The 21348-nt window shown below is 62.7% G+C and carries 20 protein-coding genes; 12 read left to right on the top strand and 8 right to left on the bottom strand.

Features of this window, described 5'->3' with window-relative positions; genetic code table 11:
• The first annotated feature begins 41 nt into the window (after nt 1–41).
• On the top strand, nt 42–944 hold the full coding sequence (locus HX869_RS26245; protein ID WP_178903885.1) for a LysR substrate-binding domain-containing protein: 903 nt from the start codon (nt 42–44) through the stop codon (nt 942–944).
• A gap of 822 nt (nt 945–1766) precedes the next feature.
• Here HX869_RS26245 and HX869_RS26240 read toward each other — a convergent pair.
• The 3 genes from HX869_RS26240 to HX869_RS26230 form a co-directional block, all read right to left on the bottom strand.
• Nucleotides 1767–2336 carry a GNAT family N-acetyltransferase gene (locus HX869_RS26240; protein ID WP_003217028.1) on the bottom strand — a complete coding sequence of 190 codons (570 nt, stop codon included), beginning with the start codon at nt 2334–2336 and terminating at the stop codon, nt 1767–1769.
• Between the two features lie 20 nt (nt 2337–2356).
• Nucleotides 2357–4612, bottom strand: coding sequence for an arginine/lysine/ornithine decarboxylase (locus tag HX869_RS26235; RefSeq protein ID WP_178903884.1), 2256 nt, complete (start codon nt 4610–4612; stop codon nt 2357–2359).
• Nucleotides 4613–4693: 81 nt separating this feature from the next.
• Complete coding sequence (locus tag HX869_RS26230; RefSeq protein ID WP_178903883.1) at nt 4694–6067, bottom strand: PLP-dependent aminotransferase family protein; 1374 nt, start codon at nt 6065–6067, stop codon at nt 4694–4696.
• 133 nt (nt 6068–6200) lie between these two features.
• Here HX869_RS26230 and HX869_RS26225 point away from each other — a divergent pair, with 133 nt between their 5' ends.
• The 5 genes from HX869_RS26225 to HX869_RS26205 all read left to right on the top strand — a co-directional run bounded on the left by HX869_RS26225 (nt 6201) and on the right by HX869_RS26205 (nt 12380).
• Nucleotides 6201–6677: a carboxymuconolactone decarboxylase family protein gene (locus tag HX869_RS26225; RefSeq protein WP_177019623.1), complete on the top strand. Its 477-nt coding sequence runs from the start codon at nt 6201–6203 to the stop codon at nt 6675–6677.
• The gene (locus HX869_RS26220; RefSeq protein WP_102369040.1) at nt 6670–7110 is read left to right on the top strand and encodes a GNAT family N-acetyltransferase; all 441 of its coding nucleotides are present in this window, start codon (nt 6670–6672) and stop codon (nt 7108–7110) included. The genes HX869_RS26225 and HX869_RS26220 overlap by 8 nt, the downstream gene beginning before the upstream one ends.
• Entirely contained in the window at nt 7107–7730 is a 624-nt protein-coding gene (locus HX869_RS26215; RefSeq protein WP_178903882.1) for an FMN-dependent NADH-azoreductase, read from the top strand. Before HX869_RS26220 ends, HX869_RS26215 begins: the two co-directional genes overlap by 4 nt.
• Nucleotides 7731–7789: 59 nt before the next feature.
• A complete protein-coding gene (locus HX869_RS26210; protein WP_087693843.1) occupies nt 7790–8938 on the top strand; it encodes a MalY/PatB family protein in 1149 nt (382 codons plus the stop codon).
• 94 nt (nt 8939–9032) lie between these two features.
• Nucleotides 9033–12380: a hypothetical protein gene (locus HX869_RS26205; RefSeq protein WP_178903881.1), complete on the top strand. Its 3348-nt coding sequence runs from the start codon at nt 9033–9035 to the stop codon at nt 12378–12380.
• Between the two features lie 148 nt (nt 12381–12528).
• Here HX869_RS26205 and HX869_RS26200 read toward each other — a convergent pair whose 3' ends face one another.
• Nucleotides 12529–12744 (bottom strand): molybdopterin-binding protein, encoded by a 216-nt coding sequence (locus HX869_RS26200; RefSeq protein WP_003217010.1) that lies wholly within the window; start codon nt 12742–12744, stop codon nt 12529–12531.
• Nucleotides 12745–13157: 413 nt separating this feature from the next.
• On the opposite strand from HX869_RS26200, the gene HX869_RS26195 reads away from it, so the two are divergent.
• The 3 genes from HX869_RS26195 to HX869_RS26185 are packed head-to-tail and all read left to right on the top strand — an operon-like array spanning nt 13158 to nt 15689.
• Entirely contained in the window at nt 13158–14129 is a 972-nt protein-coding gene (locus tag HX869_RS26195) for an aliphatic sulfonate ABC transporter substrate-binding protein (RefSeq protein WP_178903880.1), read from the top strand.
• Between the two features lie 10 nt (nt 14130–14139).
• A complete protein-coding gene (locus HX869_RS26190; RefSeq protein ID WP_003217006.1) occupies nt 14140–14973 on the top strand; it encodes an ABC transporter permease in 834 nt (277 codons plus the stop codon).
• Between the two features lie 2 nt (nt 14974–14975).
• Nucleotides 14976–15689: an ABC transporter ATP-binding protein gene (locus HX869_RS26185; RefSeq protein WP_008431321.1), complete on the top strand. Its 714-nt coding sequence runs from the start codon at nt 14976–14978 to the stop codon at nt 15687–15689.
• A gap of 140 nt (nt 15690–15829) precedes the next feature.
• Here the strand turns inward: HX869_RS26185 and HX869_RS26180 are convergent, their stop codons facing one another.
• From HX869_RS26180 to HX869_RS26170, 3 genes are all read right to left on the bottom strand, one after another.
• Nucleotides 15830–16765, bottom strand: a complete 936-nt coding sequence (locus tag HX869_RS26180; RefSeq protein WP_177008502.1) for a FecR domain-containing protein — start codon at nt 16763–16765, stop codon at nt 15830–15832.
• Nucleotides 16762–17280 carry a sigma-70 family RNA polymerase sigma factor gene (locus tag HX869_RS26175; RefSeq protein ID WP_087693848.1) on the bottom strand — a complete coding sequence of 173 codons (519 nt, stop codon included), beginning with the start codon at nt 17278–17280 and terminating at the stop codon, nt 16762–16764. The genes HX869_RS26180 and HX869_RS26175 overlap by 4 nt, the downstream gene beginning before the upstream one ends.
• An 84-nt stretch (nt 17281–17364) precedes the next feature.
• Nucleotides 17365–17985, bottom strand: coding sequence for an LpxA family transferase (locus tag HX869_RS26170; protein ID WP_003216998.1), 621 nt, complete (start codon nt 17983–17985; stop codon nt 17365–17367).
• Between the two features lie 114 nt (nt 17986–18099).
• Here HX869_RS26170 and HX869_RS26165 point away from each other — a divergent pair, with 114 nt between their 5' ends.
• Both HX869_RS26165 and HX869_RS26160 read left to right on the top strand, forming a co-directional pair.
• Nucleotides 18100–19065, top strand: coding sequence for a threo-3-hydroxy-L-aspartate ammonia-lyase (locus HX869_RS26165; protein ID WP_178903879.1), 966 nt, complete (start codon nt 18100–18102; stop codon nt 19063–19065).
• Nucleotides 19062–19439, top strand: a complete 378-nt coding sequence (locus tag HX869_RS26160) for a RidA family protein (protein ID WP_177039962.1) — start codon at nt 19062–19064, stop codon at nt 19437–19439. The genes HX869_RS26165 and HX869_RS26160 overlap by 4 nt, the downstream gene beginning before the upstream one ends.
• Before the next feature lies 1 nt (nt 19440).
• Here HX869_RS26160 and HX869_RS26155 read toward each other — a convergent pair whose 3' ends face one another.
• Complete coding sequence (locus HX869_RS26155; RefSeq protein ID WP_003212543.1) at nt 19441–20067, bottom strand: transcriptional regulator; 627 nt, start codon at nt 20065–20067, stop codon at nt 19441–19443.
• Between the two features lie 57 nt (nt 20068–20124).
• On the opposite strand from HX869_RS26155, the gene HX869_RS26150 reads away from it, so the two are divergent.
• Nucleotides 20125–21234, top strand: coding sequence for a DSD1 family PLP-dependent enzyme (locus HX869_RS26150; protein WP_177008511.1), 1110 nt, complete (start codon nt 20125–20127; stop codon nt 21232–21234).
• Nucleotides 21235–21348 lie beyond the last annotated feature (114 nt).

Here is a 21348-nt window from a genome sequence, read left to right as displayed (position 1 = left end):
GAGCCATTGAATCCACGTCGCGCTGAACATAGACTCCGGCCATGCGTTTACGTCATATCGAAGTCATTCAAGCGATTTTACAGACCGGACACCTCGGCACCGCCGCCGAATGGTTGCAACTGCCTGTGGCCGATGTGGACGCAACCCTCAAGGATGCCGAGCTGCAGTTGGGCTTCATGCTGTTCGCCAGTGTGCGCGGACGCTTGCAGGCCACCCGGGAAACCCTTGAGCTGCAGGCCGAAATCGCCCACCTCTATGCAGCCCTTGAGCCGGTGCAACGCCTGGCCAGCAGCCTTAAGCACCATCATGCCCCGCCCTTGCGCGCACTGTGCACCCCGCCGCTGGCCAATCAACTGCTGCCCCAGGCGATCGCCGTGCTGCGCCGACGTTTCCAAGACATGCCGTGCAACCTCTCCAGCCATTCCACCCGGGACATCGTCAAAAGCCTGCTGCTGCACGAAGCCGACCTCGGCCTGAGCCTGCACGACCCGGAACACCCGCAAATCCACAGCCAACCGCTGGCCCACGGCAAGCTGCAATTGCTCACGCCCCATGGCTGGCTGAAGCCGCGGCAGAAGTACATTGCGCTACAGGAACTGGCCGGGCAGTCGATGATCGGCCTTGAAGGCCAGGACCCGCTGAGTCGCCTGCTGGACAGCAAACTGCAAGCCCTGCGCCCGCTGCCGGTGGTGCAAACGCGGGTGCAGACGTACCAGATGATGCGCAGCATGGTAGAAGCCGGGGAAGGCCTGGCGATTGTCGACCCGTTCACCGCCAGCGGCGCACGGGAAGCCGGGCTGGATGCGTGCCCATTGTCACCGCCGATTATGGTGACCTTGTATGCGTTGACCCTGAAGGGCAGCGAGCCATCGCCCGCCTTGAATGCGCTGCTGGAGATTGTCACCGAGAAGGCTGAAAACCTGCTGACAAGCACATTGCCGTGAATGTGGGAGTTGTCGGGCTTTGGCGAGACTGCGAAGGCGGCGGCACAGTCGATAAAGAGGTTGCCTGATCTACCGCTATCGCGGCCTCGCTGGGGCTCGACGGCTCCCACAGGGGATCGGGGGAAGTCTGGGAGCTGTGTGTTCGGTCGCAAGTACTTGGGTTGCGCAAATCGAATGTGGGAGCTGTCGAGCTTCAGCGAGGCTGCGAAGGCGGCGGCACTGTCGATAAAGAGGTTGCCTGACACACCGCCATCGCGGCCTCGCTGGGGCTCGACGGCTCCCACAGGGGATCGGGGGAAGTCTGGGAGCTGTGTGTTTGGTCGCAAGTACTTGAGTTGCGCAAATCGAATGTGGGAGCTGTCGAGCTTCAGCGAGGCTGCGAAGGCGGCGGCACAGTCGATAAAGAGGTTGCCTGATCTACCGCTATCGCGGCCTCGCTGGGGCTCGACGGCTCCCACAGGGGATCGGGGGAAGTCTGGGAGTTGTGTGCTCGGTCGCAAGCACTTGGGTTGCGCAAATCGAATGTGGGAGCTGTCGAGCTTCAGCGAGGCTGCGAAGGCGGCGGCACAGTCGATAAAGACGTTGCCTGACACACCGCCATCGCGGCCTCGCCGAGGCTCGACGGCTCTCACAGGGGGTCGGTGGAAGTCTGGGAGTTGTGTGTTCGGTCGCAAGTACTTGGGTTGCGCAAATCGAATGTGGGAGCTGTCGAGCTTTAGCGAGGCTGCGAAGGCGGCGGCACAGTCGATAAAGAGGTTGCCTGACACACCGCCATCGCGGCCTCGCTGGGGCTCGACGGCTCCTACAGTTGATCGGTGCAGCTCAGACTGCTTCCAATTCTGTCTTGAACAACCGATACCAGAAAATCGCCACTTCGCGCGTCTGCGGATCAATCCCACGATAGCGCAGGTGGTCGATCCCGCCCATCACATACCCGCAGCGCTCATACAGCCGGCAGGCACCGAGGTTGTTGTTCTGGGTCTCCAGCATCATCCCCGGCAGGTTCTTCTTGCGGCTCCAGAACTGCGCCACGTCCAGCAACGCCTTCGCCACCCCGTGGCGCCGCGCGGGCAAGACCACCGCCAGTTCATCCACGTGGGCAAAGCCGTTCCAGTTGGTGCTGACCACGATATGCCCCACGGGCCGGTCATCGAGGTAGGCCATGAACACCGCACTGTCGGCCGCGTCACGGAAGCTGGCGAACTCCTCGGGGTCGATGCCGTAGCATTTGCGGTACGGCACGATACGCTCCACCGCCCACTGGTCGACGCGCTTGCCCATTTCCGGCTTGCCGTAGGCGTTGACTTCAAAGCTGAAGTCGTTCCCCCACACGTAGGCGTCAAATCCTTCGTCAGCCACCCGGACACTGAGGCCCGGGTACTTCGGGTTCATTACAGCTTGCATAAACATCCTTAACCCTTGATGCAGTCGACGGTGTAACAACGACCACTGCCGTCATCTTCGTGTTGCAATCCATGAACATCGGCAACAAAGCCGGGGAAACTGCTATCGAACGTCCTGGCAAACGCCAGGTAATCAATGATCGAGCGAGTCGATTCGGTAAAGCGCTCACCCGGCATGATCAACGGAATGCCCGGCGGGTAAGGCACCAGCATGACCGCTGCGACCCGACCTGGCAAAGCGTCGATGGACACCGCCTCGACTTCGCCCTTGACCAACAGGTCGTAGGCGTCGGCCGGTTTCATCGCGATTTCCGGCAGTACCGTGTACATCCGCTTCAGGTGCTTGGCCGTGGCATTGCTGCGGTAACAGCTGTGCAACTGGTCGCACAGATCCTTCAAACCCAATCCCTGATACCGCGCCGGGCCCTGCTGAAACACCGATGGCAAACACACAGCAAGGCTCACGTTGGCGTCATAACTGCGCTTGAATTCCAGCAGTTCGGTGAGCAGGGTACTCCACTTGCCTTTGGTGATGCCCATGGAAAACAGCACGAGGAACGAATACAGCCCGGTCTTTTCCACCACCAGCCCACGTTCCCAGAGGAATTTACTGACCACCGCAGCGGGAATTCCGCACTCGCTCAAAGCCCCGCCGGCATTCAGGCCAGGCATCACCAGGGTGACTTTTATCGGGTCCAGCAGCACGTAGTCTTCGGCGATATCGCCAAAGCCATGCCAGTCGGCCTGGGGTTGCAGCAGCCAGTCTGCCGTCACCACCCGGTCAATGCCCGCCACCAGCGGCGGCTGCCAGATGGAAAACCACCAGTCTTCAGCGGCGATGTGCTGGCGCAGGTTGGCCAGGGCACGGCGGAAGCTCAGGGCTTCGTCAAACATCTCCTGCAGCAAGGAACGCCCCGCCGGCCCTTCCATCATTGCGGACGCCACATCCAGGGAGGCGATGATGCTGTACTGCGGCGAGGTGGAAATATGCATCATGAACGCTTCGTTGAAGCGGTCGCGGTCCAGCTTGCGCACGCCGCCATCCTGCACATGGATCATCGACGCCTGGCTGAACGCCGCCAGCAGCTTGTGCGTGGAGTGCGTGGTGAACACCAGCGGGCTGTCGGGCGTGCGCGAGGTGCCCATGCCGTAGCGCCCGGCGAAGAACTCATGAAACGCCGCGTAGGCGTACCAGGCTTCGTCGAAGTGCAGCACCTCGACGCTGTTGCCCAGTTGCTGCTTGATCAGCTCGGCGTTGTAGCACAGGCCGTCATAGGTGGAGTTGGTGACCACCGCCAGCTTGACCCTGGCCGGTCGGCCTCGGGTCAGCGGGCTGGCGTCGATCTTGGCGCGGATCGACTCGGGGCTGAACTCGCTCAGGGGAATCGGCCCGATGATCCCCAGTTCATTGCGCTCCGGGCACAGGTACAGCGGGATGGCGCCGGTCATGATGATCGAATGCAACACCGACTTGTGACAGTTGCGGTCCACCAGCACCAGGTCATCCCGGCCCACCATCGAGTGCCAGACGATCTTGTTGGCGGTGGAAGTGCCATTGATCACGAAGTAGGTGTGATCGGCGCCGAAGTTGCGCGCTGCCCGCGCCTCGGCTTCGGCCAACGGGCCGGTGTGGTCCAGCAGCGAGCCGAGCTCCGGCACCGACACCGACAAGTCCGAACGCAGGGTATTTTCCCCGAAGAACTGATGAAACGCCTGCCCCACCGGGCTCTTGCGATAGGCCACGCCGCCGCCGTGACCGGGGGTGTGCCAGGAATAATTGGAATCCGCCGTGTGCTGCACCAAGGCCTTGAAGAATGGCGGCAACAGGCCATCCAGGTAGGCGCGGGCCGCACGGGCCACTTGCCGGGCAAGAAACGGCACGGTGTCTTCAAACAGATAAAGAATGCCCCGCAACTGGTTCAGCTCGCTCATGGCATCGGCCGGGGCGTTTTCCAGGGTGACCTGCTCACCGAGGGCGAAGATCGGCAGGTTTGGCGCCCGCACCCGCGCCAGGCGGATCAGCTCCACCATGTTTTGCATCAGATGGGTATTTTCCCCGGCTCCCTCGGCGGCAATCAGCATGCAGGCCAGGCCGTGATGGGTCGAAGCCACCAGGCGACCCTCGGCGTAGTCCACCGCCGAAAAGATACTGAAGCCCTCCTGCTCAAGCTCCCGGGCGATGCCCCGGACGCGGTCGCCGGCAACGGTGTCGGCCTTGATGTCGCGGTGTACGATCAGAACCGGGAACTTCAGGTCTTTGTACATGAGCGCTTGGCGTCCTGAGGGCTATGCCTTCAGGGTAGAAGCTCGGGGCCGATGTGGCGAATGAAGATGTTCAACCGGTGTTCATAAAGCGCCGTCGATGACCTCGCGCAACACCAGCGCCGCTTGCACCGCTTGCTGGCGAGTCGCCAGGTTGGTGAAGCCCATCAACAGGCCTTGCTGACCGCCGGGCTCGATGCTCCAGCCCGACACGGCCTGTATCCCCAGCCCGGCACGTGCGGCGGCCGCAGCGACGGCCTGATCGCAGACGTCCACCCGCAGCCGCGCCAGCAGGTTGATCCCGCCGGACTGCTCATCCACCTGCAAAAGCGCCCCGCAATGACTGGCCAGTGCCTCCACCAGAAAGCCGCGCCGCGCGCTGTAGAGCTGGCGCATTTTTTTCAGGTGACGGGTGAAATGGCCCTGGTCGAGAAAGTCCGCCGTGGTGGCTTGCAGCAATTCGGCGCTGCGGTTTTGCAGCACGCCGGCGCTGGCCTCAAAGGCCGGGAGCAGCGCCCGAGGCACCACCAGATAACCCAGGCGCAGCCCCGGGAAGAGCATCTTGCTGAAACTGCCGGAGTAGATCACCCGATCGGCCGTGTCCTGGCTCTTGAGCGCGGCCAGGGGCTGGCCCTTGTAGCGAAACTCACTGTCGTAGTCGTCTTCCACCACCCAGCCGCCGTGGGCCTGTGCCCAATCGAGCAAGCGATGGCGCCGCGCAGTACCGAGGGCGACCCCCAGCGGGCTCTGGTGGGCCGGGGTGACAATCGCCAGCCGGGCGCCGGGCGCACGCCGTACGCCCTCCTCCACATCAAGCCCGTCGTGGTCCACCGGCACCGGGACCAACTGCACCCCCAGGTGCAGCAGCAGTTGCCGCGCATGCAGGTAGCCCGGGTCTTCGAACCAGCATGGCTGGCCGGCCATCTGCAGCGCATCACACACCAGCGCGAGGCACGCCGAGTAACCGGCACACACGAACACCTGCTCCGGCGAACACTCCACGCCCCGGTACAGCGCCAGGTATTGCGCGATCGCCACACGCAGCGAGCGGGCGCCACGCACATCGCCCATGGTCAGGCTGTTCACATCGGCTCGGCGCACTTGCCGGGTGACCAGCCGCGCCCACAGCTTGCGCGGAAAGCTGTCGAGCGCCGGCAAGCCCAACTGCAACAGGCGCGGGGCCGACGCCGGCGCCACAGGTTCGGGTTCAACCGGCAACGACTTGATCGAGCGCTGCGGCAACGCCTCGGCCACCACTGTTCCCGCCTGGCCCCGCGCCAGGAAGAACCCTTCGCTCACCAGCAACTGGTAGGCCGTCTCCACCGTGCCCCGGGCCACCTTCAGTTCCTGGGCCAGGCTGCGCACCGACGGCACCCGCTCACCGGGGCGCAGTTGGCCCTGGTCGATGGCCTGGCGAAAGCGCCGGTAGATCTCCTGGTATTTGGGCAGTGACGACATCGTTATCCGGCTCACAGTGAATCAGCCCTGAAGTCTGATCTTGTCCCAACCCGCTTGTCCATTCTTGGCCCTATTGAGCCGGCGACCCGGCCGCCACACTGACGGCATCACTTCACGAAACAAGGAGCACCCCATGCAACACCGTCTCGACTACGCCCTGGCGGCGCCCGTCGGCTACAAGGCCCTTGGCTCGGTGCACAGCTACATCCACGGCTGCGGCCTGGAGAAGGAATTGATTGACCTGGTGTACCTGCGGGTCTCGCAACTCAACGGCTGCGCCTACTGCCTGGACTCACATTCGCGCGACCTGCTCAAACAGGGCGTGAGCCTGGAAAAGCTGATGCTGCTGGCCGCCTGGCGCGAAGCGTTGCCGTTGTTCAGCCCGCGTGAACGCGCCGCGTTAGCTTGGGCCGAGTCGGTCACCCAGGTCGCACAAACCGAGGTGCCGGACGAACACTATGCCGAGGCCAAGGCCCTCTTCGATGACAGGGAAATTGCCGACCTGACCCTGGCTATCGCCCTGATGAACGCCCTGAACCGCGTCGCCATCAGCTTTCGCAAAGTCCCTGCCGCCGTAAAAGCGCACATGGAGCACGGCAACCATGAATGACTCTGTTGAGTTTGTGCACATCGAAAGCGACGCCGACTGCCTGGCCTGCTTTGCCGTTATGCAGCAACTGCGGCCAAAGCTCGAAGGCCCGCACGCCTTCGTCCAGCAGATCCAGCGCCAGCGCGAAACCGGCTACCGCCTGCTGGCCGCCCGGGAAAACGGCCAGGTGCTGGGCCTGGCCGGTTATCGCCTGACGGAAAACCTGCTGTATGGGCGCTTTATCTACGTCGATGACCTGGTGGTGGACGCCTCCCTGCAACGCCGACGCCTGGGTGCGCACCTGCTGGACGAGGTACGCCAGCACACCCGCCGCCTGGGCTATCGCTACCTGGTGCTGGACACCGGCATGCACATGGCCCTGGCCCAACGCTTCTATTTTCGCCAGGGCCTGCTGCCACTGGGGATGCACTTTTCACAGGACCTCGGCCAATGACCCGCGCCCTGCTACTGAGCTTCAGCCCCCACGGCAAGGCCGCCCAGACCTTCCGCCTGGCCCGCGCCCTGCTCCGCGAACAGGCACCCGAGGCCGAAGTGGTCGAACGCGACTACGGCGGCCAGGGCTTGCCGGCGCTGACCCGGGAATACGCCAACGCCCTGACCACGCCCGGCGGCCTGAGCGGCCCGGCAACCGAGCGCTCCGAGCAACTGATTGTCGAGCTGGAAGCCTGTGACCTGTTGATCATCTGCACCCCCGTGCACAATTTCACGGTGCCGGCGGCCCTCAAGTGCTGGATCGACCATGTGGTGCGCATCCACCGCAGTTTCACGGTGAATCCGCAGTTTGAGAAAGTCGGCTTGCTCAAGGACCGGCGCACCTTTGTACTGGTCAGCTCCGGCAGTTCGCGAAAAAACCGCGAGCCCGACTTCCTCACGCCCTACCTGCAGGCGATCCTTGGAACCGTGGGCATTCACGCGGTGGATTTCGTCTATCTGGGGGCCATGGTGCGTGGCGAAGCCGCCGTGCAGCGCAGCCTGGAACAGGCCCACACGCAGTTGGCCGAGGCATTTGACCGGCAAGCGGGCGCCCGGGCGGCAATCAGCGCTGGCGCGTAAAATTAATGGCGCTAGAATCAGCGCCATTTCTACGCCCGCCTCCCTGATACGAGCCACCCATGAGCTTTGATTTCGACACGATCCACTCCCGCCTCGGCACCGGCAGCACCAAGTGGAGTCGTTACCCGCAAGACGTTCTGCCGATGTGGATTGCCGACATGGACATCGCTGCCCCACCGGCCGTGCTTCAAGCGTTGCACGAGCGACTGGGTCAGCAGATCCTCGGCTACAGCGTGGCCTGCGATGGCGTGCGCGAGGCGATCGTCGCCGATCTGTGGGCCAAGTACGCGTGGCGCGTACAGCCGGATGAGTTGCTGTTCCTGCCGGGGGTCGAGCCTGGTTTCAACATGGCGCTGCACGCATTTGTGCAGCCCGGCCAACCGGTGGTGTTGCAAACCCCCAACTATCGCCCGATCCGCCTGGCGCCCGGCCACTGGAACCTGCCGAAGATCGAAGTGCCATTTGAGCTGAGCGCCGAAGGCGAGTACCTCACGCCGTTGCCGGCAATGCGTGAGGCCCTCACCGGCGCCGGGGCACTGCTGTTGAGCAACCCGCACAACCCGATGGGCAAGGTCTTCCCCCGTGAGGAACTGCTGGCCGTGGCCAGCGCCTGCCTGGACCAGGGTGCGCTGATCGTCTCCGATGAAATCCACGCCGAGCTGTGCTTTGACGGCCGCCGGCATATTCCCACCGCCAGCCTCAGCCCCGAGATTGCCCAGCGCACTATCACCCTGATGTCGGCGAGCAAGGCGTATAACGTCGCCGGGTTGAAGACCTGCTTCGCGGTGATCCAGAATCCCGAGATCCGCGAGCGCTTCAACCAAGCCCGCTGCGGCATGGTCGACAGCGTCAGCCCCCTGGGCCTGGAAGCCACGCGTGCGGCCTACAGCGACTGCGGCGACTGGCTGCAGGCGCTGGTGGCCTACCTGCAAGCCAACCGCGATTACCTGCTGAACGCCGTGCAAACCCGCCTGCCCGGCGTGGTCATGCATGCGCCTCAAGGCACCTACCTGGCCTGGCTGGATTGCAGCGCCCTGGGCCTGGACGACCCGCAACGGTTCTTCCTCGAACAGGCCAGGGTCGGCTTGAGCGCCGGGATTGAATTCGGCGATGACAGCCAGCAATTCGTGCGCCTGAACTTCGGCTGCCCACGGGCCATGCTGGAAGAAGGCATCGCCCGCCTGGAACGCAGCCTGCGTCACCGTTAAGGCGCAATTCACAACTTTTCGCAACGACCGCCGAACCCCTGCTGTTACTGTTTTTGCCGATTCGTCCCACCGGTAACAGCAGGAGTTCCATGGCATGACGACCCAGCCGCTCAACCGCTCGACCGACCCCAAAGCCCTTCCTCTCACACCGCCCAAGTCCGGCGCGGCGTTCCACGTGCTGCTCAAGAACAGCGCCAACAACAAGAAGGTGGAGGCCGGCGACAAAACCGCGCAAGGGCTCGCTGCCAGCAAGGAACAAGGCTATGAACTGGCCGCCAAGGACGCCGCGCCGCCCACCACCCTGGGGGATTACAAGGCCATCGGCCCGGCGGACGAAGTCGGCCCCGGCCTGATCCGCTATGAAACCCAGGACGGCAAGAAAGTCATCGTCAGCGAAAAAGACAGCCCCGAGCTGTTCAAGCAAGTCAGCGCCGACTTCAAGGCACTCTCCGGCGTCAACGCCAGCGAAGCCGCCGGCTACCAGCGCCTGGGCGGCGACGCCACGGCCCCGGAAAAGCTCGGTGATTACAAATCCCTCGGCCCGCCCGACGAAACCGGCCCCGGCGTGATTCGCTACGAGACCCAGGACGGCAACAAGTTCGTCATCAGCCAGCGCGACAACCCCGAGGCCTTCCAGAAAGCCAAGGAAGCCTATGAAAGCTTCACCGGCCTGGGCAGCAGCGAAGACGCCGGCTACAAGCGCGCCAGCGACAACGAAGTGTGGCCGCCCTACGCCGGCACCACCGTCGGCCCCAAGGATGAAGTCGGCCCCGGCCTGATCCGCTTTGAAAGCAATGGCCAGAAAATGGTCGTGGCCCGCGACGACAATCCCAAGCTGTTCGACTACCTGGCAGGCCTGCACGAGGTCTACACCAACCCCGACAAAAAGGCCGCCGTAGAGTCCGCGCTCAACGACGGCTCGACCCTGGCAGACGCCAATACCAAGGCGCCGGAGCTGAACGACTACAAGGGCTTCGGCTGGATCGAAGGCCAGCAAGGCAATGTGCTGACCTATGAAACCCACGACGGCACCAAGGTCGTCGTATCGGCCGACGTCAGCCCGGAACTGTTCAAGAGCGTGGCCACCGCCCAGGACACCTGGAGCAAGATCCACTCCAGTGAAGACGCCGGCTACAAGCTGGCCGGGCCGAATGACTTCCTGAAGAACACCGAGATCACCTTCGGTTCCCCCGACGAGCTGGGGGACGGCCTGATCCGCTATGAAACCAGCGAAGGCAAGGTCATCGTCTCCAAGGAGCTCAGCCCGCAGCTCTACGACGAAGTGGTGGCGAAATGGGAAGCCTGGAGCGCCGGCACCGTCGACGAGACCCGCGCCAAGTACAACCTGCCGAGCAACGATGAGCTCGACGTGCTCAACCTCGACACCGGCGTGCATGCCGACAAGGACGACGACAAGTCGCCGACCCAGAGCGTCAGCGAACTGGCCACCACCGAACTGATCGACACCTACCGCGCCGGCGTCAAGGACGGCTCGATTCCCAAAGACGACCCACGGGCCAAACTGGTCCGTGCCCTGGAAGCCCAGGCCGCCTACCAGAACGGCCATGGCATCACCGGCTACGAAGAATCCAAGCGCCCGTTCAACACCACCTGGCGCGAGTTCGATGACAAGCAGACCGAGCTCACCTCCGCCGACATGCACGACATCATCGACGGCAAGGCAGTGCAGGAGCAGATCGGCGAGTTGTTCAAGGACCCGACGGTGCAGGCCGACTACAAGACCAAGATGGACGACGCCATCAGTCACCTGCCCAACAAGGACGAGATCAAGCAGAAGCTTCTCGACCTGACCAGCAACCCCGACTATGTGCTGTACCTCAAGGACCTGCAAAAACAGGGCAAGAGCCACGAAGCCCAGCAGGACCTGAGCAACACCCTGACCTCGCTGTCGCTGTTCGACCCGGAAGCCGCCACCAAGGCCGCGCAGAATATCCAGGCCGATGGCCTCACCACCGACCTCAACGAGATTCTCTCGGACCCGAGCAAGATCTCCGACGACAACAAGGAGCTGGCCACCAAGGACCTGTTCGGCCTGCTCAAGGGCGTGCTCAAGGGCAACCTGCTGGACCTGCCGCGCCGCAGCCAGGAAGTGCTGGAGAAATTCCTCAACGAAGGCCTGGAGGGCAAGGAGAAATCCTCGGCCGTGACCAAGGCCCTGGAAGAGCTCGGCGACGTCTACAAGAACAGCGGCACCATCAGCGAAGCCGACGTGAAAACCGCCCTGAGCAAACCGTATATCCCGGTGGCGGATCGCGGCATGCTCGGCGAAGTGTTCAACACCCTCAACAGCAAAGGCATCCTCGGTTCGATGGGCGCCGGCGTCAGCCTGTTCTCGGGGATTTACCAACTGGTGGGCAAAGGCGGCAAGCTCGGCGAAACCCCGGCCCAACGCATGACCATCGCCAAGGACTTCCTGAGTTTTGCCGGCGGCGCCAGCCACTTCGTCAAGCTCGGTGACAAGATCGGCGAAGCCCTGGGCAAGGGCGGCCTGGTGGACTTCCTCGGCCTGGACAAGACCCTGCCGGAAATCTGGGGCAAGGAAGGGGCGGCCGGCAAAGTCATCGACTTCAGCAAGCCCACCGAAATCGACTCAAAGGTCAGCAAGGAAATCGCTGCGGCCCTGGACGCGGTTCCCGACAGCCAGTACGACGGCGTGGCCAAGCTGTTTGGCGAGGGCGACAAGGCGGTAACCGAAGCTACCGAAGGCCTCGCCACTCACCTGGATGACGGCCTCAAGGCAGCCGGTGCGGCCAAGCTTGGCGCCTCCCAATCGGCGAAGATCGCCGGTTCCGTGATCAAGGTGTTGGGCCCGGCGACGGACATTGCCGGTGGTTTTGCCGACATTGTGCTCGGCGCCCTGGCGATCAAAAGCGGCGTGGACAGCAAAGACCCGTTGGCTCAGGCCGCAGGGGGCTTGCAAGTGGCGGGCGGTGCGTTCGGCGCGTCGGCCGGGGTATTGGGTGCGGCGGCGCTGTTTGGCGCGGGCACGGCGGCGGCGCTGACCGGGCCGCTGTTCCTGGTGGGCGTGGTGTTGGCGGTGGTAGGCGGGATCATCGGTTACTTCGTCGACCACAATAAAAAACAGAAGGCCACCGAGAAGGAAAACGACTGGTACCGCGACCTGGCCGGCGACGGTTTGTTGCAGGACAACTGGGCGGACAAGGTCGAATACGCCCACTACGAGATCCACCACTACCACGGCCGCGACACGCCGACCGATGACAGCCTGTTCCGCTTCCAGCAATCGGAGTGGGAGCATTTCGACTCCACACCACAAAGCGGCGGCTCGTCGAGCAACCGGCTGGATGGGGATTTGCACAAGGACTACAAGGACCCGAGTGAAACGCCCAAGGCACTGCCGGATGCGTCGGATGAGAAGCCTGGGGCCCGGCCATCGGGAGGCGGGCCTCGACTCAACTAACCCTCCAACGGCTGTATGCAAAACAAAATGTGGGAGCGGGCTTGCTCGCGAAAGCGGTGGATCAGTCATTGTAGATGTCGACTGTCACACCGCATTCGCGAGCAAGCCCGCTCCCACATTTGGATTGGGTTCACAACTGGACTCGGGTTTACAGCTTGGCGATCGACACTTCAGTCGACTTCACAAAGGCAATCACTTCACTGCCCACCTTCAATTCCAGGTCACGCACCGAGCGTGTGGTAATCACCGACGTCACGATCCCCGACGCGGTTTGCACGTCGATCTCGGACACCACTTCGCCGATCAGGATTTCCTTGATCACGCCTTTGAACTGGTTGCGCACGTTGATCGCTTTAATGGTCATGTCGGCTTTCCTTTGGTCTGTTGGGTCAATCCGCACGAATGCGCAGGCACTCAAAGTGCCCTATTCGTGAAACCAACAAAAGGAATATATAACTCTTTATTTATTCCCTAAAAACATATGCAAGCTGTTGCACAGCCAACAGTGATTCAACAAAGTGCCCGCCTCCCTACTCCCAACCACTCCCCACGTAGCAGCTGTCAAGCCCAAGCGAGACTGCGTCAGCGGTCTGTCTGACACACCGCGAACGCAGCCTCGCTTGGGCTCGACAACTGCTACGCCAGGGTGTTGCCCTGCCTTGCAAAGACGCTGGCACAGAGACTGCATATTCCTATAACGCATGATGGAACATGCCATATGGATTTTCTGAATATAAGAAAAACCTTCTCTTTTCCCGCCTTGTCCGGAGCTGTTCCATGAAACCCTTCTTCAATACCCTGTTGGGCGCCTGCGCCCTGGCCGTCAGCCTGCAACCCCTGGCCCACGCAGCGGAAACCGATCCTGCGCAAGTCAACCTGGACTACGCCTACTACTCCCCGGTGAGCCTGGTGCTCAAGCACTTCGGCTGGCTTGAAGAAGCGCTGCCGCAAACCAAGGTCGGCTGGGTGTTGAGCCAGGGCAGCAACCGTTCCCTGGAATACCTCAACAGCGGCGGCGTCGACTTCGCCTCGTCCGCCAGCCTGTCGGCGGTGCTCAGCCGGGCCAATGGCAGCCCGATCAAGTCGGTGTATGTGTACAGCCGCGCCGAGTGGACTGCACTGGTGGTGCGCAAGGACTCAACGTTCAAGAGCGTCAGCGACCTCAAGGGCAAGAAAATCGCCGCCACCAAAGGTACTGATCCGTACCTGTTCACCCTGCGCAGCCTGCAGAAAGCCGGCCTGAACAAGGACGACGTGGAGCTGGTGCATCTGCAGCACCCCGACGGCCGTACCGCCCTGGAGAAAGGTGATGTGGATGCCTGGGCCGGTCTCGACCCGCACATGGCCGCCAGCGAAATCCAGGCGGGTTCGCGCCTGCTGTACCGCAACAAGGACTTCAACAGCTACGGCGTGGTCAGCGTGACCGACAAATACGCCAAGGAGCACCCACAGACCGTCGCCAAGGTGCTCGGCGCCTATGAAAAAGCCCGCAACTGGGCGGTGAAACACCCCGACGAATTCGCCAAGCTGCTGGCCGACGAATCCGGCCTGCCCCTGGACGTGGCCAAGCTGCAATTGTCGCGTACCGACTTGAGCAGCCCATTGCTCACTGCCCAGGACGTGGTGTCGTCCAAGGCGGCCGCGCCGATCCTGGTGTCGGAAGAACTGGTGCGCCGTGGGGTGAATGTGGATCAGGTGATCGACCAGTTGATCGACCCAAGCTTTGGCCAGGCTTTGCCTCGTCCATAAGGGGAGCGTCATGCGCAGCAAAAGCGAAACCCTGCCCGTCGCACTCGCGCCAACGCTCACCGTGCAGCGCAGCGCCTGGCCGCGGCGGCTCAAGGGCCTGGCGTTGCCGGTGTTGATCCTGGTGATCCTTGAAGTGGTGGTGCGCATCGGCTGGCTGCCGTCCTACCAGATGCCGGCGCCCAGCGAGATCGCCGTGACCCTCACCGACCTCGCCGAAGGCGCGCTGTGGAAACACATCAGCGCCAGCCTGTTGCGGGTGCTGCTGGGGTTCACCATCGGCGCCGGCCTGGCCCTGGTGTTTGCCGCCTGGGTCGGCTTGAGCCGCGAGGCCGAGGCGTACCTGGAACCAACCTTCGCCGGCCTGCGCTCGATCCCGAGCCTGGCCTGGGTGCCGCTGTTGCTGCTGTGGCTGGGCATTGATGAGACCTCGAAGATCGTGCTGATTGCCATCGGCGCGTTCTTCCCGGTGTACCTCAATGGCGTCGCGGCCATTCGCGACATCGACCGCAAGCTGGTGGAAGTCGGGCAGATGTATGGCTTCAGCCGCACGCGCCTGGTGCGTCGCATCCTGTTGCCTGCCGCCCTGCCCGGCCTGTTCACCGGCTTGCGCAGCGGCCTGAGCCTGGCGTGGATGTTCCTGGTGGCGGCCGAGTTGATCGCTGCGACCAAGGGCCTGGGTTACCTGCTCAGCGATGGCCGGGAAACCTCACGGCCTGACATTGTGCTGGCGGCGATCATCGTGCTGGCGCTGCTGGGCAAGATCAGCGACGGCCTGTTGGCGGCCCTGGAAAAACGCTGCCTGGCCTGGCGCGACACCTTCAACGGCCAAGGCCCGGAGAATTGAGCATGAGTGAAGCGCTACTGGACATTCGCGTCGAGCGGAAAAACTTCGGCGCGACGACGGTGCTGACCAATGTCCATTTGGCCTTGCAGCCGCGGGAAGCCGTCAGTTTGCTGGGCCCCAGTGGCTGCGGCAAAAGCACCTTGCTGCGGATCGTCGCCGGGCTGGAAAAGGACTATCAGGGGGAGCTGTTGCAAGGTGGTGGTGAGGTCGCGTTTGTGTTCCAGGAGCCACGGCTGATGCCGTGGCTGACGGTGGAGCAAAACATTGGTTTCAGCGATGACGATGGCTATGACAAGGCCTGGGTCGCGCAGTTGATCGATGAGGTGGGGCTTACGGGTTTTGGCCAGGCGTTGCCCAAGGCGTTGTCTGGCGGGATGGCGCAACGGGTGGCGATTGCTCGCGGGCTGTATTCACGACCGCAGGTGCTGTTGCTGGACGAACCGTTCAGCGCGGTGGATGCGTTTACCCGCATGAAGCTGCAGGACCTGCTGCTGCAATTGGCCGAGCACCACGGGATCGCCCTGCTGTTGGTGACTCACGATGTGGACGAGGCGCTGTACCTGAGTGACCGGGTGTTGGTGATGGATAACCGGCCGAGCAGTATTCGCCAGGAGCTGGCGGTGGAGCTGGTGCATCCGCGGGATCGGCGGGATCCGCTGTTGGCGCGGCTCAAGGCACTGGCGTTGACTGAGCTGCAGCGGGCGCATGTGATCTGAAAGGCACGTGTTGAGTCCGCCCAAAATCAAAAGCTGAAGCGGGCACGGTTCAAATGTNNGTTAACGATGACGCGGGCATCCTGATTCAACGCGGCGCTCTCAGGTTCTTCGCGAGCAAGCCCGCTCCCACAAGGATCGCATCAAGCAGCCGATTTACGCGGCGTCAACGTCACCCAATACTGCGTACGGGACTGCACTTGCAGCGGCATCGTCGACGCCAGCAACGCAAGAATTCGATCGGTATCGGCCAACTGAAAACTCCCAGTGACCCGCAGCGCTTCAAGGCTCGGGTCCCAGCGCAGCACACCCGGCCGATACCGCTCCAGCTCCCGCAAAAAATCACCCAACAGCTGGTTCTGCGCAGTCAGCACACCGTCGCGCCAACCCAATTGCAACGCATCAAACCCCACCGCAGCGCCCATCCCCGACGCCTGCAACCGTGCCTGCTGCCCCCCCTGCAATGTCGCCACTTGCCCACGCAGGTCCTGCACCTGCACCGCGCCCTTCAACACCGACACCAAACACCCGGAAGACAACTGCCGCACACACACTTCAGCCTGGCTGACGATCACCTGGCCATAACGCGTCTGCACCGTCAGCGCACCAGCCCCCGGCACCGTCAACGCCATCTCCCCTTCCACCAGCGTCACACGGCGCCGGGCCGTATCCACGTCCACCGCGCTCGCGGTATTCAGTTGCAGGCTGCTGCCATCCAACAGCGGCACTCGCTTGCGTTCGCCAGTAGCGGTGTGCAGGTCGGCGCGCCACACGTCGATAGGCAATTGCCGGCTGAGCAACCACGCGGTTGGCAACAACGCGGCGACGCCCAAGGCACGCTTGAGTACTGCACGCCGTCCCGGTTGCGGACGATCAAGGCTGGCCATGGCCAACGCTGGCGGCAAGTCGGTAAACCGTTGGCGCAGCGACTGGGCTTTTTGCCAGATCTGCTCATGCTGGGGATGGCTGTCACGCCACTGCTGCAGGCGGGCGTGATCACGTTCGGTGGCGCTGCCGGATTCCAGCAACGCCAGCCATTGCGCCGCCGCCCGGGCGAGATCCGGCGCAGTACGGCTCACAGTTCCACCAGCAGGCAATGCTCGTAAGCCTGGGCCATGTAGCGCTTGACCGTACGCTCGGACACCTTGAGCCGCTCGGCAATCTCCCGATAGCCGAGTCCTTCCAGCTGGCTCCAAAGAAACGCGCGGCGCACCACCGCCGGCAAACCGTCGAGCAATTCATCCAGGGCTTGCAGGGTTTCCAGCAGCAACCAGCGTTGCTCCGGCGACGGCACGCAAGCCTCCGGCAACTGCATCAACGCATTGAGATACGCCTGTTCCAGACTGCGCCGCTGGTGAAAATTCACCAGCAAGCGCTTGCCCACCGTCACCAGATAGGCCCGGGGCTCCTGCAATTGCGCAATCGGCTGCGCGCTGGCCAGCACCCGCAGGAACGTGTCCTGGCTCAGGTCGGCCGCATCCCAGGCGTTGCCCAAGCGGCGCCGCAGCCAGCTTTCGAGCCAGCTGCGGTGGTCGCGATACAACGTGTGAAGGCTGGGTTCAGCGAGGTGCGTCGGCACTACAGCATCATTCATGGCAAGTAACCTGCGCGGCGCGAGCCAGTCTCAAATGAGATTCATTCTATTTAATAACCCGCCGGCATACCACGTTCTTTTCGACTAACCGTTGCCCACTTCTCCATCGAACAGTTGACCGCGCCCCACCACACGACCTGAACCGAGCACCGCACCCGGCGCCAGCACGCCATTGGCTCCCACCCGGCACTGATCCCCAAGCAGCGCGCCAAACTTGTCACAGCCGGTGCGCTGCAACTGCCCATCAATGCGCACCTGCACTTCCTTGTCGTCACGCTCGTTCCGGTAGTTGGCCACGATACTGCCGGCTTCCAGGTTAACCCCGCGGCCCAATACCGAATCACCGACAAAGTTGAAATGCGCCAACTTGCTGCCGCTGAAGACAAAGGATGTCTTGAGCTCTGCACCCGGTCCGAAGATGCAATATTCATCCACCCAGCAACCGCCGCGAAGGTAGGCACCGGCAGCGATAAAACAGTGGGCGCCGATGATCAGCGGCGATTTCAAAACAGCGCCCGCCTCCACGACCGCAGTACGGTGCACGGCAATCTCGTCATGAATCTCATAGTCATCATCAGAAAGCCCCGCCAGCAATTTGCGAACGATTTCCGGCGCCTGGGTCACCAACTCCCACGGCGCAAGATCCACCCAGGGTGCCAGCGGCGAACGGGAAAAATCAGCGATGTAATCGGTCAGTCGAATCAACGTCGAGCCCTCTACAGATCAGAGAAGCCCGAAACGCTAGCATGAAATGCAACTTTACAGTTTGTATAGATATGGATATTTTATCCATCCAACGAAATTCGAGAGGTCCCTCCCATGCCACCGTCTTCCTACCATGACGTAATCAAAGCCGCCGAGCGCCTGGAAGGCTTCGCCCACCGCACGCCGGTGTTCACCTCGCGTACCCTCGATGCCGAGACCGGCGCCCAGGTGTTTATCAAGTGCGAAAACCTGCAACGCACCGGCTCGTTCAAGTTTCGCGGCGCCTTCAATGCGCTGTCGCGTTTTGATGAGCAGCAGCGCAAGGCTGGCGTCGTGGCGTTTTCCTCGGGTAATCATGCGCAAGGCATCGCGCTGGCCGCGCGGTTGTTGCAGATGCCGGCAACCATCGTGATGCCCACCGACGCCCCCGCCGCGAAGGTCGCCGCTACCCGGGAATACGGTGCAAGGGTGGTGTTCTATGACCGCGTCACCGAAGACCGCGAGCAGATTGGTCGCACACTCGCCGAGCAACACGGCATGACCCTGATCCCCTCCTTCGACCACCCGGACGTGCTGGCCGGCCAGGGCACTGCCGCGAAGGAGCTGCTGGAGTTCACCGGCCCGCTGGACGCGCTGTTTGTCGGCCTGGGTGGTGGCGGCATGCTCTCCGGCACCGCGCTGGCCACCCGTGCGCTGGCGCCCGATTGCCTCTTGTACGGGGTCGAGCCCGAAGCCGGGAACGACGGCAAGCGCTCCTTCCAGAGCGGCAGCATCGTGCACATCGATACGCCCGTCACCATCGCCGACGGCGCCCAGACCCAGCATTTGGGTCAGCACACCTTCCCGATCATTCGCGAGCAGGTCACTGACATTTTCACTGTCTCGGACGCCGAATTGGTGGCCTCGATGAAGTTCTTCATGCAGCGCATGAAGATGGTCGTGGAGCCCACCGGCTGCCTTGGCCTCGCGGCCCTGCGAAACCTCAAGCAGCAGTTCCGGGGCCAGCGCGTGGGCGTCATCGTGACCGGCGGCAACGTCGACCTCCAAACGTATGCGCAATTGCTGAGCGCTCCACAATGAACTTCATCCACACCCCCGCGGCCTCGGCGCCTGCCGGTCACTACTCCCAGGCCGTAAGCCACCAGGGCACGCTGTACATCTCCGGTCAATTGCCGGTGAGCCCTGACGGGCGTCATAACCTCGAGGCTTCGTTTGCCGAACAGGCTCAAGTGGCCCTGGACAATCTGTTGGCGATTTTGAAGGCCGCAGGCGGCTCACCCGCAGACCTGGTGAAAGTCACGGTGTACGTGGTGGGGGTAAAACACTGGCCTGAATTTGATGGCTTGTACGCCGCTGCGCTGGGGGATCACCGCCCCGCCCGCGCGGTGGTGCCGGTGCCGGAACTGCACCACGGCTATCTGATTGAAATCGAAGCCGTGGCGCGCTCGGCATAGGTCATTTGGCGTAGGTGTAGACCGCCGCCCGCGAGACCCCAAGGTGTGAGGCAACCGTTTCCATGGCACGCCGGATGTCCATCACGCCGGCTTCTTTCAGCTCTTGCATCAGCAGGCGCCGGTCGGCGGCCTTGAGGGCACGTGGGGTGGTCGCCAGGCGTGCGGCGAACTGGTCGATGCGCGCACGAATGGCGTCCGCACCGGACGGGTCGAGAGACTCGGCGGGCCGATCGCCGCTGACCGAGCCGAACTGTTCCAGCATGCCCTGCAAGCCACGGAACAACGAGAGGTCGACGTTCATGCACAAGGCCGCCACGTACTTGCCGGTGGAGTCCTTGATGCCGATGGAAGTGCTCTTGACCTGACGCCCGTCGGCGAACTGGTTCTGGTAGTTGGCGATCACCTGCGGGTACTCGGGATCGGCAATCCGCGCCAGGCCCAGCTCGGTGGCCGGGTCACCCGGCTGGCGCCCGGAGAGGTTGTTGTGGATGGCCATGATTGCGTGCTGCGGGTCGCGCAGGTCGTGCAGCACGACCTCGCAAAACGGGCTGAAGGTCTTGCTCAGGCCTTCGGCAATCTGTTCGAGCTGGCTGATCAAGGCCGCTTGTTCGGGAGTGTGTTTTTTCATTCAGACAACATATCCAGTACTGGATAGACCGTCAATTTACCTTTTGGAGTGTGCACGATGGAAACCCCGACAGCTTTGCTGGATGTGACCCGGATGCAGCGCAATATCCTGCGTATGCAGCAGCGTGCCGATGACTTGGGTGTGAGCTTGCGGCCCCATGTGAAGACCCATAAATGTGCCGAGGTGGTGGCGGCACAAATCGCCGCCGGGGCCACGGGGATTACGGTTTCGACGTTGAAGGAGGCCGAGTATTTTTTCGACCTCGGCATTCGGGACGTTCTGTATGCGGTGGCGATGGCGCCGCATAAATTGCCTCAGGCGTTGGCGTTGCGTCGTCAGGGGTGTGCGCTGACGCTGATCACCGACAGCCTTGCCGGGGCCCGGGCGATTGTCGAGTTTGGTGCGCTGCAGGGTGAGGTTTTTGCGGTGCTGATTGAGATTGACTGTGATGGGCACCGGTCCGGGGTGAAGCCTCAGGATCCGCTGCTGCTGGAGATCGCCAGGCTGCTGTATGGCGGCGGGATGCTTGCCGGGGTGTTGACTCATGCCGGGGAAAGTTACGGGCTGGATACGCCTGAGGCGTTGCGGGCGATTGCCGAGCAGGAACGGGCGCGCTGTGTTGCAGCGGCCGAGGTGATTCGGGGGGCGGGGTTGCCTTGCTTGCAGGTGAGTGTGGGTTCGACGCCCACGGCGCTGTCGGCGGTGAGCCTGGAGGGTGTGACTGAGCTGCGGGCCGGGGTTTATGCGTTTTTTGATTTGGTGATGCATAACGTTGGGGTGTGCCGCATTGATGAGCTGGCGTTGAGTGTGCTGACTACGGTGATCGGGCATCAGGTGGAAAAGGGCTGGATCATTACCGACGCGGGGTGGATGGCGATGAGTCGGGATCGTGGGACGCAGTCGCAGAAGCGGGATTTTGGTTATGGGCAGGTGTGTACCGAGGGTGGTGAGGTGATTGAGGGGTTGCTGGTGGGCAGCGCGAATCAGGAGCATGGGGTGGCTTGGTTCGACGGGGTGGCGGTGGATGTGGTTGAGCGGTTTCCGCTGGGGACGCGGCTGAGGGTTTTGCCTAACCATGCGTGTGCTACGGGGACGCAGTTCGGCAGCTATGGCGCGCTGCTGGAGAATGGTGAGGTGCAGGTTTGGGAGCGGTTGCGGGGGTGGTAGATCGGGGGCATATCCGTTATTTGGGTGATGGCCGATATTGGTTCCGCTCTTACAGCGACCTGAAAGCCGGCTTGAGTGTTAAAAGCCAAATCAGAAGCTAAAGCGGGCACGGTC

This window comes from Pseudomonas sp. P7779 (assembly GCF_013386315.1).
Lineage (GTDB): Bacteria > Pseudomonadota > Gammaproteobacteria > Pseudomonadales > Pseudomonadaceae > Aquipseudomonas.
Note: the sequence above shows the minus strand (reverse complement) of the source record. Positions and strands in the feature narration are given on the sequence as shown.

Coding starts and splice junctions, on each gene's coding strand:
- HX869_RS26245 (WP_178903885.1), top strand. CDS start 42: ATGCGTTTACGTCATATCGAAGTCATTCAAGCGATTTTACAGACCGGA.
- HX869_RS26240 (WP_003217028.1), bottom strand. CDS start 2,336: ATGAACCCGAAGTACCCGGGCCTCAGTGTCCGGGTGGCTGACGAAGGA.
- HX869_RS26235 (WP_178903884.1), bottom strand. CDS start 4,612: ATGTACAAAGACCTGAAGTTCCCGGTTCTGATCGTACACCGCGACATC.
- HX869_RS26230 (WP_178903883.1), bottom strand. CDS start 6,067: ATGTCGTCACTGCCCAAATACCAGGAGATCTACCGGCGCTTTCGCCAG.
- HX869_RS26225 (WP_177019623.1), top strand. CDS start 6,201: ATGCAACACCGTCTCGACTACGCCCTGGCGGCGCCCGTCGGCTACAAG.
- HX869_RS26220 (WP_102369040.1), top strand. CDS start 6,670: ATGAATGACTCTGTTGAGTTTGTGCACATCGAAAGCGACGCCGACTGC.
- HX869_RS26215 (WP_178903882.1), top strand. CDS start 7,107: ATGACCCGCGCCCTGCTACTGAGCTTCAGCCCCCACGGCAAGGCCGCC.
- HX869_RS26210 (WP_087693843.1), top strand. CDS start 7,790: ATGAGCTTTGATTTCGACACGATCCACTCCCGCCTCGGCACCGGCAGC.
- HX869_RS26205 (WP_178903881.1), top strand. CDS start 9,033: ATGACGACCCAGCCGCTCAACCGCTCGACCGACCCCAAAGCCCTTCCT.
- HX869_RS26200 (WP_003217010.1), bottom strand. CDS start 12,744: ATGACCATTAAAGCGATCAACGTGCGCAACCAGTTCAAAGGCGTGATC.
- HX869_RS26195 (WP_178903880.1), top strand. CDS start 13,158: ATGAAACCCTTCTTCAATACCCTGTTGGGCGCCTGCGCCCTGGCCGTC.
- HX869_RS26190 (WP_003217006.1), top strand. CDS start 14,140: ATGCGCAGCAAAAGCGAAACCCTGCCCGTCGCACTCGCGCCAACGCTC.
- HX869_RS26185 (WP_008431321.1), top strand. CDS start 14,976: ATGAGTGAAGCGCTACTGGACATTCGCGTCGAGCGGAAAAACTTCGGC.
- HX869_RS26175 (WP_087693848.1), bottom strand. CDS start 17,280: ATGAATGATGCTGTAGTGCCGACGCACCTCGCTGAACCCAGCCTTCAC.
- HX869_RS26165 (WP_178903879.1), top strand. CDS start 18,100: ATGCCACCGTCTTCCTACCATGACGTAATCAAAGCCGCCGAGCGCCTG.
- HX869_RS26160 (WP_177039962.1), top strand. CDS start 19,062: ATGAACTTCATCCACACCCCCGCGGCCTCGGCGCCTGCCGGTCACTAC.
- HX869_RS26155 (WP_003212543.1), bottom strand. CDS start 20,067: ATGAAAAAACACACTCCCGAACAAGCGGCCTTGATCAGCCAGCTCGAA.
- HX869_RS26150 (WP_177008511.1), top strand. CDS start 20,125: ATGGAAACCCCGACAGCTTTGCTGGATGTGACCCGGATGCAGCGCAAT.